At 71.9% G+C, this 19,874-nt stretch carries 12 protein-coding genes and 1 pseudogene; 7 read left to right on the forward strand and 6 right to left on the reverse strand.

The genetic code is table 11. The annotated features are described in order from the left end of the window. The first annotated feature begins 2 nt into the window (after positions 1 to 2). On the forward strand, positions 3 to 566 hold the full coding sequence (locus HRU81_09430; GenBank protein ID QOJ32308.1) for a C40 family peptidase: 564 nt from the start codon (positions 3 to 5) through the stop codon (positions 564 to 566). 4 nt (positions 567 to 570) lie between these two features. Here HRU81_09430 and HRU81_09435 read toward each other — a convergent pair whose 3' ends face one another. Beyond that, the gene (locus HRU81_09435; protein ID QOJ32309.1) at positions 571 to 2,985 is read right to left on the reverse strand and encodes an ATP-binding protein; all 2,415 of its coding nucleotides are present in this window, start codon (positions 2,983 to 2,985) and stop codon (positions 571 to 573) included. A gap of 106 nt (positions 2,986 to 3,091) precedes the next feature. Here HRU81_09435 and HRU81_09440 point away from each other — a divergent pair, with 106 nt between their 5' ends. After that, positions 3,092 to 3,964, forward strand: coding sequence for a neutral zinc metallopeptidase (locus HRU81_09440; GenBank protein QOJ32310.1), 873 nt, complete (start codon positions 3,092 to 3,094; stop codon positions 3,962 to 3,964). A gap of 23 nt (positions 3,965 to 3,987) precedes the next feature. Here HRU81_09440 and HRU81_09445 read toward each other — a convergent pair. Further along, positions 3,988 to 5,346: pseudogene (locus HRU81_09445) on the reverse strand (oxygen-independent coproporphyrinogen III oxidase-like protein). A gap of 1,529 nt (positions 5,347 to 6,875) precedes the next feature. On the opposite strand from HRU81_09445, the gene HRU81_09450 reads away from it, so the two are divergent. After that, the gene (locus HRU81_09450; protein ID QOJ32311.1) at positions 6,876 to 8,726 is read left to right on the forward strand and encodes a DUF885 domain-containing protein; all 1,851 of its coding nucleotides are present in this window, start codon (positions 6,876 to 6,878) and stop codon (positions 8,724 to 8,726) included. Positions 8,727 to 8,799: 73 nt separating this feature from the next. Next, positions 8,800 to 9,612 (forward strand): undecaprenyl-diphosphate phosphatase, encoded by an 813-nt coding sequence (locus tag HRU81_09455; GenBank protein ID QOJ32312.1) that lies wholly within the window; start codon positions 8,800 to 8,802, stop codon positions 9,610 to 9,612. Between the two features lie 210 nt (positions 9,613 to 9,822). Here the strand turns inward: HRU81_09455 and HRU81_09460 are convergent, their stop codons facing one another. Together HRU81_09460 and mrcB are read right to left on the reverse strand one after the other, a co-directional pair. Beyond that, positions 9,823 to 10,323, reverse strand: coding sequence for a tetratricopeptide repeat protein (locus HRU81_09460; GenBank protein QOJ32313.1), 501 nt, complete (start codon positions 10,321 to 10,323; stop codon positions 9,823 to 9,825). After that, positions 10,323 to 12,674: a penicillin-binding protein 1B gene (mrcB, locus tag HRU81_09465; GenBank protein QOJ32314.1), complete on the reverse strand. Its 2,352-nt coding sequence runs from the start codon at positions 12,672 to 12,674 to the stop codon at positions 10,323 to 10,325. The genes HRU81_09460 and mrcB overlap by 1 nt, the downstream gene beginning before the upstream one ends. Positions 12,675 to 12,918: 244 nt before the next feature. On the opposite strand from mrcB, the gene HRU81_09470 reads away from it, so the two are divergent. Next, positions 12,919 to 14,094 carry a hypothetical protein gene (locus tag HRU81_09470; GenBank protein ID QOJ32315.1) on the forward strand — a complete coding sequence of 392 codons (1,176 nt, stop codon included), beginning with the start codon at positions 12,919 to 12,921 and terminating at the stop codon, positions 14,092 to 14,094. Between the two features lie 7 nt (positions 14,095 to 14,101). On the opposite strand, the gene HRU81_09475 is transcribed toward HRU81_09470, so the two are convergent. Together HRU81_09475 and HRU81_09480 are read right to left on the reverse strand one after the other, a co-directional pair. Then, on the reverse strand, positions 14,102 to 15,586 hold the full coding sequence (locus HRU81_09475) for a tetratricopeptide repeat protein (protein QOJ32316.1): 1,485 nt from the start codon (positions 15,584 to 15,586) through the stop codon (positions 14,102 to 14,104). Positions 15,587 to 15,616: 30 nt separating this feature from the next. Beyond that, positions 15,617 to 16,825 (reverse strand): acyl-CoA dehydrogenase, encoded by a 1,209-nt coding sequence (locus HRU81_09480; protein QOJ32317.1) that lies wholly within the window; start codon positions 16,823 to 16,825, stop codon positions 15,617 to 15,619. A gap of 92 nt (positions 16,826 to 16,917) precedes the next feature. Here HRU81_09480 and HRU81_09485 point away from each other — a divergent pair, with 92 nt between their 5' ends. Beyond that, positions 16,918 to 17,439, forward strand: coding sequence for a nuclear transport factor 2 family protein (locus HRU81_09485; protein ID QOJ32318.1), 522 nt, complete (start codon positions 16,918 to 16,920; stop codon positions 17,437 to 17,439). Positions 17,440 to 17,449: 10 nt separating this feature from the next. Continuing rightward, on the forward strand, positions 17,450 to 19,864 hold the full coding sequence (locus tag HRU81_09490) for a fatty acid cis/trans isomerase (GenBank protein QOJ32319.1): 2,415 nt from the start codon (positions 17,450 to 17,452) through the stop codon (positions 19,862 to 19,864). Positions 19,865 to 19,874 lie beyond the last annotated feature (10 nt).

Below are 19,874 nucleotides of genomic sequence, written 5' to 3' on the forward strand. Positions count from 1 at the left end.
TGATGCGTCGGCATTTTCGCGCAGAGATCGCCCTGCTGGCCGCCACTCTGGGCCTGGTCCTCGGTGGCTGCTCCACGGCCCCGCAGCGGCCCGCCGACAGGCCGGATCCCGTGGTCGTGGCGCCGCCGGCCAGCGCCGCGCCGGCACCCGACCCCGTGCGCTCGCAGATCGTCTTCACTGCCCTGCAGATGCTGGGGACCCCGTACCGCTACGGCGGCTCGACACCCACGGGCTTCGACTGCAGCGGCCTCGTCCAGTACGCCTACCGCAGCGCCGGCCTCAGCGTGCCGCGCACCACGCGCGACCAGCTCGGCGCCACCACGGCCGTGACGCTGGCCGACGCCGCTCCCGGCGACCTGCTGTTCTTCCGGAGCAAGAGCAGCGCCCACGTCGGCATCTACCTCGGCGAAGGCCGCTTCGTGCACGCCCCGTTCACCGGCCGCAACGTCGAGATCGGCAGCCTCGACCAGTCCTGGTATCACGATCATTTCGTGCGCGCGGGGCGGCTCCAGGGGGTGGCGACGCAAGCCGCCAGCTGCAACGGCGCGGCGGACGGCCGCTGCTGAGGGATCAGGCGGGCTGGCGCTCGCCGGCGCCATCCTCGATATAGGGCACCCAGCCCACGCCGAGGAACCGCAGGTCGATGTCTCCGGCCTTCGGCCGCAGCACGGTTTCCGCCAGCGGCTCCGACTGCGCGTCGAAGCTGCCGGCCAGGCCATCGAGCTCCTCCTGGAACTGCGCCTGCAGCGCCTCCCTGTCGGCCTGCACCTTCTCCAGCAGCTCCCCGGCGCGCGCGACATCGCCGGATTCGCGCAGGATGCTGCCGGTGCGCCGCACCGCGGTGCCGGCCCGCGAAAATGAGCCGAGCGAGCGGCCGCGGCCGAAGATCGCGCCGAGCACGGCGGTGCCGACGGCCACGGCGGCACCGAGCTTCGCATCGGTGGCCTGGCCGGCCTGCCGCTCGAGAGCCTGGCGGGCGCGCAGCTCGCGGGCCTCCAGCGCCGAGAACTTCGGCGCGTACTTCTGCTTCAGCTTCGCGGCATCGAGATCGCGCCGCTCGTTGCCGAGCTGCTGCAGGCGGATGCGGAACTCGCGCTCGCCCTCGCCGGGCCGCGAGGTGACGCCGAGCTTCGCGCACTTGTAGAGGGTAAGCGCGCGCTCCAGCCCGAGCCAGCGGCGCAGCTGCCGCTCCCATTCCCGGTAGCTCGCCGCCTGCGCCATGGCGCCGGGCAGCTCGCCGAAGGCGGCATCGGGCTCGGCCTCCGCCTCGAGGTCCCGGGCACGCACGCTCAGCTCCGCGGCGCCGGACCAGTCGACACCGGCGGCACCTTCGCCGGGATGCGCCGCGAGCAGCAGTTCGCGCTGCTCGTTGACGCCGAGCGCGGCATTGACATAGCCCACGGCCACCGCGGCCAGGACCTGCGGCTGGTAGACCAGCCGCTCGCCCGCATGGGGCAGGCGCGCGGCGGGCACGAAGAACTGCTTCACCGCGGCCGGCAGCACCGGGCGGCTGCGCGCCAGCGGCGCATGCGCCGGCGGCGCGGCCGGCGCCTCCGGCGGCGCTGCCGCGGCCGATGCCGCGCGCCCGGCACCCAGCCGGCGGATCTGCTCCCGGGTCAGCGGCCCGGCGAGGTAGCTCATGACCCAGCGCGTGCCGAAGACCTCGGGGCGCTCCTCGTTGACGTTGTGGAGCAGGAACTGCCGCTTGCCGAGGCCGGCCAGCGTCTGCTCCAGCGCCTTCGGATCCAGCCGCTCGCCGCCCGCGGCGCCCAGCAGGCCGTCGAGCACCCGGGCCTTGTCGCGCTCGGTCTGCAGCCGGCCGATGAACCAGGTGCCCGCGTTGGCGAGCCCCTTGTAGTCCAGGTCCACTGGATTCTGCGTCGACAGCACGATGCCGAGGCCGAAGGCGCGCGCCTGCTTGAGCAGCGTCAGCAGCAGCAGCTTCGTCGGCGGATTGGCCACCGGCGGCATGTAGCCGAACACCTCGTCCATGTAGAGGATGGCGCGCAGCGACGGCGTGCCCGGCTGGCGGCGCATCCAGGCGATGAGCTCCGCGAGCAGCAGGGTGACGAAGAACATGCGCTGCGCATCGTCGAGGTGCGCGATGCTGAGCACCGAGACGCGCGGCTGGCCCGCCGCGGTGAACAGCAGGCCATCGGCCGACAGCGGCTCGCCGCGGGTCCAGGCGTCGAAGCCCGGCGCCGCCAGCAGGTTGTTCAGGCGCAGCGCCAGCGCCTGTCGATCCGCGGCCGGGTAGAAGCTCTCGAGGTCCAGCACGCCGACCCGCGCGAACGGCGGCTTCTGCACCAGGCCGATGAGGCCGGCCACGTCGAGCGACTGGCCCTGCTTCCAGGCGCCGTCGAGGATGGTGGACAGCAGGATGTGCTCGCGGCTGGTCATGGGATCGGCGGCCACGCCGAGCAGCGCCAGCAGGCCGGTCACGGTGCCCTGCAGGCGCTCGCGCCAGAGTTCGGCATCCTCGGCCAGGGCCGCCGGCGGCGGCGCGAAGGCCTTGAGAACCGAGAGCGGCAGGCCGGCGGTGCTCCCCGGCGTGTACAGCGCGAAGTCGGCGGCGGCGCGCAGCGCGGCGATGCGCTGCGGTCCCTGGCCCCAGTCGGCGAGCCCCTGCTTCCAGGCGGCGGCCTGCGCGGCGGCGAACTGCGCCGGTGTCTGCCCGGCCTCGGCGGCGGCGCGCGGATCCACCCAGGGCTCGAAATCGGCCGGCGCGAGATCCGGGAAGCCGAGCAGCAGGTTGCCGAGGTCGCCCTTGGGGTCGATGGCGATCACCGGGATGTGGTCGATCGCCGCTTCCTCGATCAGGCCGATGCCGAGCCCGGTCTTGCCGCTGCCCGTCATGCCGATGATGACGGCATGGGTGGTCAGGTCCTTCGAGTCGTAGAGGATGAGGTCGTCGGTGAGCTTGCCGGCGGCCGGGTCCAGGCGCCGGCCGAGGTAGAAGACGCCGAGTTTCTCGAAATCCTGCATGGGCGCATCATACGACAGCGCCCGCGGCGCCCGCGCCTTGATGCGGGGGCGGCAACGCGGGCAGGATGCGCACCATGGCCGCCGGCCCCGGCGGCAGGAGTCGATCATGCGGTGGGAAGGCGGCAGGCGCAGCGACAACATCGAGGACCGGCGCGGCATGCCGGTGAGCCGCGGTGGCATGATCGGCGGCGGCATCGGCACCGTCGTCGTGGTGCTGCTGCTCGCCTGGTTCACCGGCATGGACCCGACCATGCTGCTGCAGAACCTGCCGGTGGAGACGGCGCCCTCGCCCGCCGGGCCGGAAGCGGGACAGGCCTCCGGCCAGGCTGCCGCCGACGACCCGCAGGCCGCATTCGTCGCCACGGTGCTCGGCTACACGGAGGACACCTGGTCCGCCATCTTCCGCAATGCCGGCCAGAGCTACCGGCCGCCGCGGCTGGTGATGTTCACCGGCGCCACGCGCTCCGCCTGCGGCCTCGGCGAGGCCGCCATGGGACCGTTCTACTGCCCGGCCGACCAGCAGGTCTACATCGACCTCGACTTCTTCCGCGAGCTGCGCGACCGCTTCCAGGCACCCGGCGATTTCGCGCAGGCCTACGTCATCGCCCACGAGGTCGGCCACCACGTGCAGAACCTGCTCGGCATCTCCTCGCGCATGCAGCGGCAGCGCGGCCCCATGGATGAGGAAGGCGCCAACTCGAAATCCGTGAAGCTGGAACTGCAGGCCGACTGCTTCGCCGGCGTCTGGGCGCGGCGCACCGACCAGGCCCGGGCCATCCTCGAGCAGGGCGACGTCGAGGAAGGGCTGGCGGCAGCCACGGCCATCGGCGACGACCGCCTGCAGCAGCAGAGCCGCGGCTACGTCACCCCGGACTCCTTCACCCACGGCAGCTCGGCGCAGCGCGTGCGCTGGTTCCGCCGCGGCCTGGAGAGCGGCGACCCCGACAGCTGCGACACCTTCGGCGCCAGCGAGCTGTAGCGCCATGCCGGCCGCGGCCGGCGTCAGCCGGCGCCGGGCAGGAACAGGCCGACCAGGTCGTTGAGGAATCGCAGGCCGAGCGCCGTCGGGCGGATCGTGCCCCGCTCGCGCAGCAGCAGCTCCCGTTCCAGCGCCGTGCTCAGCCCGGGCTCGGCGGCGGCCAGCGGCTGGCCGGTGCGCTCGCCGAAGAGCTTCTCGGGGAAGCCCTGCGGCAGGCGCAGCGCATTGAGCATGAACTCGAAGACGATGTCCGCCGGCACCAGGTCGCGCTGCTCCGTCACCGCCTCGCCGGCTGCCGCGCGACGCAGGTAGTCGGCCGGCACGCGGGTGCGGGCCTCGCGCCGGATGCGGCCAGGCCAGGTGATCTTCGCGTGCGCCCCGGCACCGATGCCGAGGTAATCGCCAAACCACCAGTAGTTGAGGTTGTGGCGGCACTGCGCGCCCGGACGCGCCCAGGCGGAGACTTCGTAGCGCGTGAAGCCGCCCGCCGCCAGCTCGGCGTGCACCGCCGCCTCGATGGCCGCCGCCTCGTCGTCATCCGGCAGCGGCGGCGGCCGGCTGAAGAACGCCGTGTTGGGCTCGAGCGTCAGCTGGTAGAACGACAGGTGCCCCACCCCGGTGGCGAGCGCCCTGCGGGCATCCGCGAGCGCACCGGCCAGGTCCTGGCCCGGCAGGGCGTACATCAGGTCCAGGTTGATGCGCTCGAAGCTCGCCTGCGCCAGCTCCACCGCCCGCTGCGCCTCGCGCTCGTCGTGGATGCGGCCGAGGCTCTTCAGCCGCGCCGGGTCGAAACTCTGCACGCCGAGCGAGAGGCGGTTGACGCCCGCCTCGCGATAGGCGCGGAAGCGCTGCGCCTCGGCCGTGCCCGGATTGGCCTCCAGGGTGACCTCGGCATCGGCGACGAGCGGCAGGCGCGCGCCGATGCCGGCGAGCAGCCGCGCCACATCCTCCGCCGGGAACAGGCTCGGCGTGCCGCCACCGATGAAGATGCCCTGCAGGCTGCGCCCCTGTGCCGCCTCCAGCGTGGCGTCGAGGTCCGCCAGCAGCGCGTCCACGTACCGGGCCGTCGGCAGCGCGCCGCGATGCTCGTGGGAATTGAAGTCGCAGTACGGGCACTTGCGCACGCACCAGGGCAGGTGCACGTAGAGCGTGAGCGGCGGCAGTGAGGGAAAGGATGGCGGCTGCACGCCGCCATTCTAGCCATCCCGCCGGCGGCCGCCCGCCGCAGGCCCCGCCGCGCGGGGCCCGCCGCCCGGTTCAGTCGCCGTCGGCGATGATGGTGTCCGCCGCGAGGCAGCCGTCCAGCCGCTCCACGCCGAACACCGAGACTTGCTGGCCGGGGACGAGGTCGCCGAGGCCAACGCGGCTGGAGCTGAAACCATCACCGCTGGTCACCTCGAAGATGGCCGCCTGCGCCGCGTCCACGCAGCGATCGGCGCTGCCGTCATTGACCCGCAGGCTGTGCTCCACGGTATCGATGTCGACCACCGGACCTTCGATCTGCGCGGCACCGGGCGCCGGGCCGGCGTCGAGGATGACCAGCGGCGAGCGCAGCAGGTCGCTGCTGCCGATCTGCAGCACGCCGTCGGCCAGCGCGGCCACGCCCGGCCGGATGTCGGCAGGCTGCAGCTCGTGGCCGGCGCGATTGAAGATGCGGGAGCTGTCGAACAGCTGCACCGGCAGCATGGTCCCCGTGCCGAAACCCTGGCCGGCCGCCACGTCCAGGCCGAACACCTGGCTGGAATCGACGCCCGAATTGGCCACACCGGCGATGCGGCGATAGGTGCCAAGCGGGCCTTCCTCGATGACCACGGCGTCCAGGGCCAGGCGATGGTCGTAGCCGAAGTCATCGTCGTCGTGGTGGGGGATCGGCTGCGGATCGAGCGGTCGCAGGCGGCCGACGACGGTGGCCTCCTCGCCGACTGCCAGGCCGGCGAAGTCCTGCGGCAGGCCATCGGCGTCGAAGATGCCGGTGGCGGCATCGCTGCGCACGGTCACGCAGCGCGTGCCGGCCGGATCGTGGTTGCCCTCGTCGTCATCATGGTCATCGTCATCGGCGTCCTGGCCTGCATGCAGCGGCTGCACATCCGGGCCACCGGAGGCGAAGCGGCTCTGGCACAGGCGCAGCGCGCCGTCCACCGCATCGATGTCGGTGATCTCGCCGTGGATGCGGGTGAGGCGGCCGCCGAGTTGCGCGGTACGGATGTTCACGAACACCACCGGTCGCAGGATGATCTTGCCGTTGCCTGTGGTGGTGAGCTTGAGCGCCTTGTCCATGTCGAAGTCGAGCTCGACGAAGATCACGTCACCGCCACTCAGGGTGAACGGGCCACGCGGGTTCAGGTCGATCTTGCCGTTGCCGACGAGCTGCGGCCGGGTGCTCTCGACGACATGGCCGCCGTCATCCAGGCGATTGAGGACCAGGTCCGCGAGCTGCAGGCGGATCTTGCTGTAGCTGCCGGCCGGCACCTGGTCCGATACCGCGAACAGCTCGGAGAAATCGCGGAGCCGCAGCAGGTCGACGGTCCGGCTGCCCGAGAACAGCGAGACCTTGCCGGAACCGCCGATGAGTTCCACCGAGGTGATGGTGGCAATGGCCTGATCCCAGCCGGCCGTGGGCGCATCGGTGATCAGCACGCTGACCGTGGCATGGCTGGCGGCGGGACCCGTGCCCGCATCGCCCTGCACACCGGCACTGCCGCCGCCACCGCCGCAGGCGGAGAGCGCCAGGGCCAGCAGCGAAATCGTCGCGAGGGAAGCACGCATGAGGGTCACCCGATGGCGAATCGTTATGATTGATGTGATCACGCTAGCCCACTGCCGGGTGCCGGGCAATGCCTCCTGCACTGGTTATGTCAAACTTCGCCCCGCAGCGCGTTCGAGGCCTGGCCGCGACCGGAGACCCGTGCACATGAAACCAAGGATGCTGGCGCTCGGCGCCCTGATGCTGCTCGCTGCCTGTGGCGCGCCGCCGCCACCGCCCGCGGTGGCCCCGGCGCCGGCCCCACCGCAGGCACCGGCCGGCCAGCGGCTGCGCGATCACGTCGAGGGCTGGTTCGAGGATTACCTGAAGCTCAATCCGGTGGCAGCCACCTTCATCGGCGACCACCGCTACGACGCCCTGCTGGCGATCCCCGATGCGGCCCACGAGGCGGCGTCGAAGGCCCTGCAGCAGCGCGGACTCGACGGCCTCGCCGGCATCGACCCGGCCGCGCTGGAGCCTTCCGACCGCATCACCTGGGAGATCTTCGACTACGCGCGGCGCACCGCCCTCGAGAACCACCGGTACCCGGGCCTGCTGCTGCCGATCGACCAGTTCAACAATCCGGCGGCCTTCTTCGCCCAGCTGGGCTCGGGCGACGGCGTGCAGCCCTTCGCCACCGTGCAGGACTACGAGCGCTTCGCCACCCGCATGAGCCACTTCTCGGCCTGGGTGAACCAGGCGATCACCAACATGCGCGCCGGCATGGCCCGCGGCATCGTGCCCCCGCGGGTGGTGGTGGAGCGCAGCATCCCGCAGGTCGCCGCCATTGCCGCCGCCACTGCCGAGCAGAGCGTGTTCTGGCAACCCATCGCCAATCTGCCGAAGACCTTCTCCGCGGCCGATCGCGCCCGCCTCACGCGCGCCTACCGCGATGTCATCGGCGGCGCGGTGCTGCCCGCCTACCAGCGCCTCCTCGCCTTCCTCCGCGACCAGTACCTGTGGAAGGCCCGCGCCAGCATCGGCCTGGAGGCGCTGCCCGACGGCCGGCAGTGGTATGCCTTCCTCGCCCGCGCCTACACCACGACGGACACGCCGGTGGAGGAGATCCACGCCATCGGCCTGCGCGAGGTGGAGGCCATCGAGGCGCAGATCGCCGCGCAGATGGGGCGCGCCGGCTTCCGCGGCAGCGTCGCGGCGCTGGCCGCCTCGATGCGCCAGGACCCGCAGCAGCGCTTCGGCAGCGAGGCCGCGCTGCTCGATGCCTACCGCCACGAGGAGCAGCGTGTGCTGGCCGCGGTGCCGCGGCTGTTCAGCCTGGTGCCGAAGGCGCGGCTGGAGATCCGGCCGATGGAAGCCTTCCGCGCCCGCTCCGCGGCCGCGGCCGAGTACTACGCGCCGGCGGCCGATGGTTCGCGCCCGGGCATCTTCTACGTCAACACCTCCGACCTGGCGGCCTGCCCCCGCTACGACGTCGAGACCACCTTCCTGCACGAGGCCATCCCCGGCCACCACTTCCAGCTGGCACTCACCGTGGAGAACACGCGCCTGCCGCGCTTCCAGCGCTTCGGCAGCGACGACAGCTTCGGCAACGAACCCGACATCACCACCGCCTACGTCGAGGGCTGGGCGCTGTACGCCGAGGGCCTCGGTGACGAGCTCGGCCTGTATACCGACCCCTGGATGAAGCTCGGCAACCTCTTCAACGCCTCCTGGCGCGCGGCGCGGCTGGTGGTGGACACCGGCATCCACGCCAGGGGCTGGAGCCGCGAGCAGGCCATCGACTACCTGCTGGCCCACAGCGCCATGGCCCGCAGCGACGCCACCGCCGAGGTGGAACGCTACATCGCCTGGCCCGGCCAGGCGCTGGCCTACGAGATGGGCGCGCTCGGCATCCGCCGGCTGCGCAGCGAGGCCGAGCAGGCGCTGGGCGCGCGCTTCGACCCGCGCGCCTTCCACGCCGCGGTGCTGGAGGACGGGCCCATGCCGCTCGCCGTGCTGGAGGGCAAGATCCGCCGCTGGATCGAGTCGGTGCGCCAGGGCGCGGCGGCGGAAACCTGAACGCCGTCGTTGCGGCGCGCCGCGGCCTCGGTTACAAGGCGCTTGGCATCATCCACACGGGGCGCCCCTGCCCATGCAGCTCGACTGGTTCACCGCCCTGGTCCTCGGCATCGTCGAGGGCCTCACCGAGTTCCTGCCTGTCTCCAGCACGGGCCACCTGATCCTCACCGGCTCGCTGCTCGGCTACCAGGGCGAGCAGTCGGTGGCGGTGGAGATCGTCATCCAGGGCGCGGCGATCCTCGCGGTGTGCTGGGAGTACCGGCGGATGCTGACGCACACGGCGCTGACGTTCGTGCACGAGGCGAAGTCACGCGCCTTCCTGCTGAACCTGGTGCTCGGCTTCCTGCCGATGGCGGTGCTGGGGCTCGCCTTCCAGGACGTCATCAAGGGCTACCTGTTCCATCCGGTGCCGGTGGCGACGGCGCTGGTGGTCGGCGGCATCGCCATCCTGCTGGTGGACCGGCGCGAGGACGAGGCGCGGCTGCAGCTCGCCGACGAGGTGAGCCCCTCCGTGGCCCTGCGCCTCGGCCTGTGGCAATCGCTGGCGCTGATTCCCGGCACCTCGCGCTCGGCCGCCACCATCATCGGCGGCGTGAGCATGGGCATGTCGCGCCGGCTGGCCACCGAGTACTCGTTCTTCCTCGCCATCCCGACGCTGCTCGCCGCCACCGGCTACGAACTGCTGAAGAGCTGGCAGCTGCTGGCCGGCGCGAGCCTCGGCCCGCTGCTGCTCTCGGCGGTGTGCTCCTTCATCACCGCCCTGCTCGCGGTGCGTGGCTTCATCCGCTACGTCGGCAGCCACAGCTTCGCCGCCTTCGCCTGGTACCGCATCGTCTTCGGCGGCCTCGTGCTCGCCACCTCGGCACTCGGCCTGGTGCACTGGTAGCCCGCATCACGGTGCATCACGGTGCCAGGTCGGGCTTTTCGGGCTTATTTTGCTGCGCATCACGGTGCCAGGTCGGGCTTTTCGGGCTTATTTTGCTGAGGGCATCACGGTGCCAGGTCGGGCTTTTCGGGCTTATTGTCCGAAGACCTGTGCTGTGTGCGTCATCAACAAAATAAGCCCGAAAAGCCCGACCTGGCACCGTTATCGCCGCTATTTGCTGCGGCGTGCTTCGGCGATGAGGTCCTCGCAGCGCGCGCGGCGCTGGGCGTCGCTGCCGGCGAGGGCGAGGGCGCGACGTGCCATGCTCTCGGCCTGTGCGCGGTCGCCCTGCCGGAGCTTGACCCGGCCGAGCTCGTACCAGATGTCGGCATCGTTCGGGTTGATGCGCAGCGCGCGCTCCAGCGAGGACGTGGCCAGCGGGTAATTGCCGGCAGCGGCGTACTGGCGGCCCTGCTGCAGCAGCGAGGCGGTGGCACCGCTGCTCGCCGGGGGCGGTGGCGGCGGGATCGGTGGCGGCGGCGCGGGCGGTGGCGGCTCGGGTACCGGCACCGGCTCCGGCACGGGCGCCGGCGGGACGGGCGTCGACTCGACCCGCGGCACCGGTTGCGCCGGCGGCGGCTCGTAGACGGGCACCGCACAGGCAGCCGGCAGCAGCAGCAACGCGGCGAGGAGCCGCAGCGGACGCCGGGCGCGGAACGACGAGCGATTCATCACTGGATCAGGCCACGCAACCATTCGATCGATTTCTCCGCAATGCCGGCCGGACCGCTGCCGCAGCCCGGCAGCGGCGGCACCTCGGTGCCCGCGGGCACCGGCACCCACAGCGGATCACCGCAGCTGCCGCTGGCAGCCAGTCCCGTCGGGTAATCGATGCTCAGCATCGCCAGGCCATCGGGCAGCGGTGCCGTGAAGCTCACCAGCGGCGCCTTCGCGAAGATCGCGCTCCACACCGACATGGCGCCGCTGGCACCGGTGAGCCCGGTGGGCTGGTTGTCATCGTAGCCGATCCAGACTACGCCCAGCAGGTCCTGGGTGAAGCCGGCGAACCAGCTGTCGCGCAGGTCGTTGGAAGTGCCGGTCTTGCCCGCGGCGACGATGCCCGGCGGCAGGCGGCTGCCCGCCGCGCGCCCGGTGCCACGGCGCAGGACCTCGACCAGCGCATGGTCGAGCTGGTAGACCACGGCCGGGTCCACCGCCTGCTCCGTGCTGAGCGGGAACTGCGACAGCGGCGCGCCATCGGGGCCCTGCACGGCGCGCACCGCACGCAACGGCGAGCGGAAGCCGCCGCTGGCGAGCGTGCTGTAGAGCTGTGCGACGTCGAGCGGCGCCAGGTCCAGCGCGCCGAGCAGCAGCGAAGGATTGGGATCCACATCGACGCCGACGCCGAGCCTGCCGAGCATCTTCACCACCTTCGGCACGCCCACTTCCATGCCCAGGCGCACGGTGGCCATGTTCATCGACTCGGCGAGCGCGCGCAGCAGCGGCACCTCCCCATGGGCCTGCCGGTCGAAGTTCTGCGGCAGCCAGGTCTTGCCGCGCGCGAGCTTCACCTCGATGGGCGCATCGTCGATGCGCGTGGCGAGTGTCCGCCCGGCCTCCAGCGCCGTGAGGTAGACCACCGGCTTGATCAGCGAGCCGATGGGCCGGCGTGCCTCGAGCGCGCGGTTGTAGCCCTCGAAGCCGGAGCGGCGGCCGCCCACCACGGCCAGCACCTCGGCGGTCTGCGGGTTGACCAGCACCACGGCGCCTTCCAGTGCCGGCTTCTTCGGCCGCTGCAGGCGCCGCACGCCGTCGGCGAGGGCGTCTTCCGCCGTGGACTGCAGCATCGGGTCGAGGCTGGTGAACACGCGCAGGCCCTCGGTGGTGAGGTCCTGCTCGCGGTAGTGCTCGGTGAGCTCCTGGTGCACCAGCGCCATGAAGGCGGGGAAATAGGTGGCGCCGACATTGCGGTCGAGCACCACGCCGAGCTTGCGCGCCCCGGCCGTGCTGGCCTCGGCGGCGGTGATGGCGCCATCCTCCGCCAGCAGCTTCAGCACCAGGTTGCGCCGTGCCAGCACCCGCTCCGGGTGACGCCGCGGATCGTAGTAGGACGGCCCGCGCACGATGGCGACCAGCGTGGCGATCTCGTGCAGCTGCAGCTCGGCCAGCGGCTTGCCGAAGTAGAACTGGCTCGCCAGGCCGAAGCCGTGCACCGCGCGGCTGCCGTCCTGGCCGAGGTAGATCTCGTTCAGGTAGGCATTGAGGATGTCGGCCTTGCTGTAGTGCGCCTCCAGCAGCAGCGCCATCAGTGCCTCGCGGCCCTTGCGCGCCAGCGTGCGCTCGTTGCTGAGGAAGTAGCTGCGCACCAGCTGCTGGGTCAGCGTGCTCGCGCCCTGGCGCACCTTGCCCGAGGCCACGTTCACCGCCAGCGCGCGCAGGATCGCCAGCAGGTCGACGCCGGGATGCTGGTCGAAGCGGCGGTCCTCCACCACCCGCAGGGCGGTGGGGATCAGCGGCGGCACATCGCCGGGCTCGACGATGATGCGGTCCTCGCCATCGGCCGGGAACACGCTGCCGATCAGCAGCGGGTCCAGCCGCAGCAGCGGCAGCGGGCCGCCCGCCGGGCCGCGCAGCGAGCCGACCGTGCCGCCGGCGATGGCCACGCTGGCCGCCTGCGCGGGCTGGGCGCCATCCCAGAAACGGAACGGCCGCGTCATCAGCTCGATGCGTCCGCCGCTGCGATGGAAGCTGCCCGGCTGGTCCGCCACGGCCACGCTGCGATAGCCGAGGCGGCGCAGCTCGGCCGCGAGGCCGTCGGCCGTCAGCGGACGGCCCTCGTAGAGTTCCAGCGGGCGGGCGTAGACATGGGCCGGCAGGTTCCAGCGCCGGCCGTCGAAGCGGCTGGTGACCAGATGATCGAGGTAGAAGAGATAGCCGATGAAGCCCGCGAGCAGCAGCACCAGCGGTACCCACACCAGCGGCAGGCGCAGCAACCACCAGGCGCCGCGGCCGATGCCGCGGATGCCCGCCCGGACGCGCGCACCCAGGCCGCGTCGCCCCGGAGTCCTAGCCTTCCTGGCCACGGCTCAGGACACGACTCGGGACGCGGCGGCCCGCGCAGGGCAGGAGCGGCTTGCAGGGACGGGTGCTGCGTGTCATGCGGATGCGGGCCCGGGCACCTGCGGCGCCGGCGGCCTGGACGGTTGCGGTCGCACATCATAACCGCTGCGGCGGGTCACGCTTGCGGCAGCGCAATGGGGAACCCTGTCGTATTCCGCCGGACGCGGGCCGGGGTAGGATGAGGCCAGCCACGGGGATCTGTTCGTCATGGACGGTGCGCGTCACGACTTCCATCGCCTGTGCTGCGCCTCGGCTGCCGGCCTGGCGCTGTGCTTCGCTGCCGCCGACATGGCGGCGGCGCAGGCCGAGGTGCCCGTCACGCCCGAGCCGGCGGCGGCCGGGCCCGAACCCGCCACGGCGGGCCCGGTGCCCGATACCACGGCGGACCCGGTGCCCGATACCACGGCGGGCCCGGTGCCCGACGCCGCGACGACGGACCCCGGCAAGCCCGCCGAGTACCAGTGCGACCAGCCGGGCTCCGACGGCCAGGAGATGCTGGACCTGGTACAGCGCGGGGTCTACCTGAGCGTCTGCGGCACCGCGCGCTGGTTCGACGGCCTGTTCGGCACCCGTCGCTACGACCAGGATTCCGATGCCACCTTCGGCCGCCTCGGCGTCACCGAGTTCTGGGATGACCGCGACGACTTCCGCACCCGCGTGCGGCTGCGCGCGCGCATCGCCCTGCCCACGGCGCAGAAGCGGCTGAAGCTGCTGTTCGGCCGCGTCGACGACCAGGAGATCGAGCAGGACTCGCAGTCCGAGGCCGGCACCAACCTGCCGAGCAGCTTCGGCAAGGTGGCGGATGAATCCTGGCTGCTGGGCCTGGGCTACTCGAAGCAGGGCAAGCTGCACAACGGTTTCGACTTCAGCACCGGCGTGCGCCTGAGGACGCCGGTGGACCCGTACAGCAAGGCAACCTACCGGCACAACTTCGTCTTCAGCGACGACGTCACGCTGCGCGCCCGGCAGACGCTGTTCTGGCGCGACAGCCGCGGCTGGGGCGAGACCACCGAGGTCAGCGTCGACAAGCTGCTCACCGAGCGGCTGCTGCTGCGCTGGGACAACGGCGCCACGCTGGCCGAGGACGTGCGCCGCCTGGAGTGGTACAGCTCGCTCGTCACCTTCCAGAGCCTCGGCAACCGCCGCGCGCTCGCCTACACCGGCTTCGTGCGCGGCGTCATGAACACCGACATCCCGGTGCGCGACTACGGCGTGGAAGTGCGCTACCGGGTGCGGGTGTTGCGCAAGTGGCTGTTCCTCGAAGCGCGCAGCAGCCTCACCTGGCCACGCGAAACGCTGGCCGAGGAACGCGAGATCAACCCCGGGGTGGGCCTGGGCTTCGAGATGTACTTCGGTCCGGTGCCCGAGAGCGACCTGCGCTGACGGCCGCTCAGGCGCGCCGCCGTGGCATCACGTCGAAGGCCAGGCTGATGCGCCGGCCCGGCGCCGCGAAGGGCAGCGTGCGGTGCCAGGCCCAGGACGGGAACAGCAGCAGCCGTCCCGGCCGCGGCTCGATGAGCCGCGTCACCGGCTCCGTGGCCACCCGCATCCGCGGTGGCGGCCTGCCGAACTCGATCCAGCCGGCGCCGGCCGCGCCGGCCGACATCCCCGCGGGCAGCCGCGCGTAGTAGACACCGGAGAGCCAGCCCAGCGGGTGGATGTGCGAGGCCTGGTGGCCGCCCTCCTCCAGCACCGTGCCCCAGGCGCGCAGCGTCCAGTCCGGCGCAGCCGGGGCCATCAGCGGGTGGTCGGCATAGCCCGAGGCCAGGCAGTCGGCGACGACCCCGCGGACCGCCTCATCCACGGCGTCGCGCCAGCCCGCGAGCACGCCGCCGGCGTCGAAGCGCAGCTCGCCGGTCTGGCTGCCGCCGCGCGTGGCCTTGCTGGCGGGGCTGGCGAGCAGCGAGGGATCGGCCTCGATGGCCGCGCAGAGTGCGGTGTTGAAAGTGTCGAGGTCTGCATAGCCCGCCGGCGGCGCCAGCTCGACCACCCGCAGCATGCGCCCGAAATCGAGCAGCGCGTCCGCCTGCGCGGCCTGGCCGGCATCGCGAAGTGCAAGGCCCTGCGCGGCGAGCACCTGGCGCTCGCCCGGATGCGCCTCGAGGAAGGCCGCGGCCAGCGCCAGCGCCTCGTCCATCGCCGCGCTGGCGGCGAGCAGGTTGACGAGATCCGCGGTGGCGCGGCCGCTGTCGGGGTTGGCGCGCAGGGCCAGGCGCAGCGCCTCGATGGCGCCGGGCAGGTCGCCGAGCGTCGCGCGCGCATAGGCGAGGTTGATGCCCGCGGTGTCGTCATCGGGGTAGCGCAGCAGCGCGGCCTCGAGCGGCAGCAGGGCCTCGGCGCAGCGCTCGAGGTCGCAGAGCACCGCACCGCGCGCGGCCAGCAGCGCCGGGTGGGCAGGCGCCGCGTCCAGGCCATCGTCGCAGCAGGCGAGCGCGTCCTCGCCGCGGCCGGCGTCGACCAGCGCGCGGGCGAGGTTGCAGCGCACCTCGACATCATCCGCATCCGCCGCCAGCGCGGCCTGGTGATGCGCGATCGCCGCCTCGATGTGGCCGCGGTACTGGAGCAGCGCACCCAGGTTGGCATGGGCCCGGGCGTATCCGGGGTCCCGCACCAGCGCCGCGCGCAGGCTCGCCTCGGCGCCATCGAGATCGCCGGCCGCCAGGCGCGTGACACCCAGCTCCGCCGCCGGCCGCGGGTCCGCGCCGGCCAGTTCCGCCGCGCGCGCCAGGTAGCGGCCCGAGGCCACGAGGTCGCCGCGCTCGCGGGCCAGCAGCCCGCGCAGCCGCTGCGCCTGCGCATCGGCGGGATCGGCCTCGACGGCGCGGCGGTAGAGGCGCTCGGCCTCGGCCAGCTGCCCGGCGCGGTGGGCCTCCATGGCCCGATCCAGCAAGCTGGCCACGGCCGCCTAGAAGAACGCCTGCAGCCCGGTCTGCGCGCGGCCGAGGATCAGCGCATGCACGTCATGCGTGCCCTCGTAGGTGTTCACGGTCTCGAGATTGATCATGTGGCGCATGACCTGGTATTCGCCGGTGATGCCATTGCCGCCGTGCATGTCGCGTGACTGGCGGGCGATGTCGAGCGCCTTGCCGCAGTTGTTGCGCTTGATCAGCGAGATCGCCTCGGGCATCAGCGCGCCCGCGTCCGCCAGCCGTCCGACCCGCAGCGCCGCCTGCAGCCCCAGCGCGATCTCCGTCTGCATGTCGGCGAGCTTCTTCTGCACCAGCTGCGTGGCCGCCAGCGGCCGGCCAAACTGCCGGCGCGCCAGCGTGTAGTCGCGCGCGGCATGCCAGCAGAACTCCGCCGCGCCCATCACGCCCCAGGCGATGCCGTAGCGGGCGCGGTTGAGGCAGCCGAAGGGCGCGGACAGCCCGTGGGCACCGGGCAGGTGGTTCTCCTCCGGGACGATCACGCCATCCATGACCACGTCACCGGTGATCGAGGTGCGCAGGCTCAGCTTGCCGGGGATCTTCGTCGCGCTCAGGCCCTTCATGCCCTTCTCGAGGATGAAGCCGTGCACCGCATCGTCATGGGCGGCGGATTTCGCCCAGACCACGAACACGTCGGCCACCGGCGAGTGGCTGATCCACAGCTTGGTGCCGGTGAGGCGGTAGCCGTCGGCGACCTTCTCGGCGCGTGCCTGCATGCCGCCGACATCGGAGCCGAAGTCCGGCTCGGTGAGGCCGAAGCAGCCGACCCACTCGCCGCTGGCGAGCTTCGGCAGGTAGCGGCGCCGCTGCGCCTCGCTGCCATGGGCATGGATCGGATGCATCACCAGCGAGCACTGCACGCTCATGGAAGAGCGGTAGCCGGAGTCGATGCGCTCGATCTCCCGCGCCGCCAGCCCGTAGGCGACCTGGGACAGCCCCGCCCCGCCGTATTCCTCGGGGATGGTGGCGCCGAGCAGGCCGAGGCTGCCCATGCGCAGCAGCAGCTCGCGCTGGAACTCGCCTTTCTCGAAGGCGGCGATGACCCGCGGCGCCAGCTCGTTCGCGGCGAAATCACGCACCGAATCGCGCACCTGGCACTCCTCGGCGGAGAGCTGGTCCTCCAGCCGCAGCGGATCGTCCCAGGCGAAGGCGGCAGGCGTCCTGCCGGAAGGCGATGCACCAGGCATGGCGGGCACTCCTGTCGGGGCGGGCGGTTGCCCGCGAGGGCGCCGGCATTCTACCGTAGGCCCCGCGGCGCCGGTGCGCCGGGGAGACAGCCATGGCAGCGGAGAACGACGCGGCGGCGAGCGACCGCGCCGAGGTGCAGGCGCTGATCCACGCGACCGCCGAGGCCTGGAACTCCCAGGACTTCTCGCGCGTGCTCGCGCTGTGGGACGCGGACGAGCCCCTGCCCTTCTACCTCGCCGAGGAACAGCAGGACTGGTTCATCGGCTGGGATGCGCTGCGCGCCTACCTGGCTCCGCCGCGTCCGAGCCCGGCGGTGCAGGGCATCCGCGAGGACATGCGCGACATCCACGTGAAGTTCCCCGCGCCCGGCCTCGCCATCGCCGCCTGGTGGATGCATTTCGAGATGAAGATCATCGGCCGCCCGCCCATCGGCGAGGAGGTGCGGGTGAGCGCCGTCCTGCGACGCACGGCGGCCGGCTGGCGCTACATCCACTGGGCCGAATCGCCGATGACCGCCACCCGCTACATGACGAAGCTGATGGAGCGCGATGTCGACCAGGAGAAGTTCGCCCCCTGCCACGAGCGCGCCATGCAGCGCCTGCGCTCGCGCTGAGGACCGCGACATGCGGCACCATGACCGGTGGAGCGCTGCGGCCGCGATGCTGCGCTTTCTGATGCCGCTGGCCGCCGCGGCCCTGCTCGGCGCCTGTGCCGGATCGGCGCCGCCGGTGACCGCCGGCCAGGCGGTGGTCGACTACGACCTGGTGCTCGACCCGGCCGCCGCCCCGGTGCGCTGGAACGAGGACGTGAAACCCGTGCTCGAAGGCCGCTGCGTCGTCTGCCACGCCTGCTACGACGCGCCCTGCCAGCTGAAGCTCTCCTCCTGGGAGGGGCTCGACCGCGGCGCCAATCCCGGGAAGGTCTACGACGGCGCGCGCATCCGCGCCGCGGCGCCGACCCGGCTGTTCATCGACGCGCACACGCCCGCGCAATGGCAGGCGAAGGGCTTCCACCCGGTGATGAGCCCGGCCGCGGCCACCGCAGCCGGCCGCATGGAGCAGTCGGTGCTCTACCGCATGCTGCGACTCAAGCAGCTGCACCCGCAGCCGCTCACCGGCATGCTGCCCGGGGCCGTCACCACCGGGCTCGACCGCGAGCAGGTCTGCACCACCGAGGACGGCTTCGACGACTTCGCGCGCGACAACCCGCTGTGGGGCATGCCCTATGGCCTGCCCAACCTCGGCGAGGCCGAGTACCGCAAGCTGGTGCGCTGGATCGCCACCGGCGCACCGCCACCTCCGGCAGCCCGGCCGTCGCCCGCGGCACAGGAGCAGATCGCCGGCTGGGAACGTTTCCTCAACGGCAGCACGCCGCGCGAACGGCTGATGAGCCGCTACCTCTACGAACACCTGTTCATCGGCCACCTGCACCTCGCCGGCACCGGCGACCGCGAGTTCTACCGCCTGGTACGCTCGCGCACCCCGCCCGGCCTGCCGATCGAGGAGATCCCCACCGTGCGGCCGCTGGACGATCCCGGCACGAGCTTCTGGTATCGCCTGTGGCTCGATCCGCAGAGCATCGTCGCCAAGGACCACATCGTCTACGAGTGGTCCGCGGCGCGCATGGCGCGCTACACCGAGCTGTTCCTGGCGACGCACTGGGACATCGCCGAACTGCCCGGCTACACGGCGGAGACCGCGGGCAATCCGCTGCTCACCTTCGCCGCCATCCCCATGGATTCCCGCTACCGCTTCCTGCTCGACGATGCCCGCTACTTCATCGAAGGCTTCATCAAGGGGCCGGTGTGCCGCGGCCAGGTGGCGCTGAACGTCATCGACGACCGCTTCTGGGTGCTGTTCCTCTCGCCGGACCATCTGCCCGTGATGGAACAGGCGGAGTTCATCGCGCAGAACGCCGCCTACCTGCGGATTCCGGCAGACCGCGGCACCCAGACACTGAATGTCGCCAGCCTGTGGACCGAGTACTGGAAGGGCCAGAAAACCTACCTCGAGGCGAAGCAGCGGCTGTTCGCCAGCCGGCAGGCGGTACCGCTGGATGCCGCGCTCGCCTACATCTGGGATGGCGCCGGCAGCAACCCCAACGCGGCGCTCACCATCTTCCGCCACACCGACAGTGCCTTCGTCATGAACGGCCTCGTCGGCGATTACCCGAAGACCGCCTGGGTCATCGACTACCCGCTGCTCGAGCGCATCCACTACCTGCTGGTTGCCGGCTTCGATGTCTACGGCAACGTCGGCCACCAGCTGCTGACGCGCGTCTACATGGACTTCCTGCGCATGGAGGGCGAGGACTATTTCCTCGCCTTCCTGCCCGCGAGCCACCGCCGCGCCATCCGCGACAGCTGGTACCTCGGCATCCGCGAGCGGCGCCAGGAGCAGTTCTCCGAGCCGCTGGACTGGCTCAGCGTCGAGTCGGTGACCGGCTACCAGGGCGACGACCCGCAGCGCGAGCTCTACCGGCGGATCGAACAGCACCTCGGTCCGCTGGCCGGCCACGACAGCATCAACCGCTGCGGCAGCGGCTGCGCGCTGCTCCCGGCCGACGATACGGTGCGGGCGCGGGTGGAGGAGGCCCTGCGGCGCATCAGCGCGCTGCGCGGCCGCCAGCTGCTGCCGCTGCCGGACGCGAGCTTCCTGCGCGTGCGCACCGGGGCCGACCCGGCCGGCGACCTCGCCTACACCCTGGTGCTGAACAAGGACTACCGCAACCTGGTGTCGATGCTCGAGGACGAGGACCGGCGCAATCCCGACCACGACAGCCTGACGGTGGTGCCCGGCTTCGTCGCCAGCTATCCGAATTTCTTCCTCGACGTGGATGCCGCCGGCATCGATGCCTTCGTGGCGCGCTTCGCCGCCATCCGCGACCGCGACGACTACGAGCGCTTCGTCGCGCTCTACGGCCTGCGCCGCACCAACCCCGGGTTCTGGGCGCAGGCGGACTGGTTCCAGGCGGCCTACCGGCGGCTGCAGCCGCTGGAGGCCGGCATCTTCGACCTCAACCGCTACGAGAACCGCTGAGCAGCGCGGC

Source organism: Gammaproteobacteria bacterium (assembly GCA_015709695.1).
Lineage (GTDB): Bacteria > Pseudomonadota > Gammaproteobacteria > Steroidobacterales.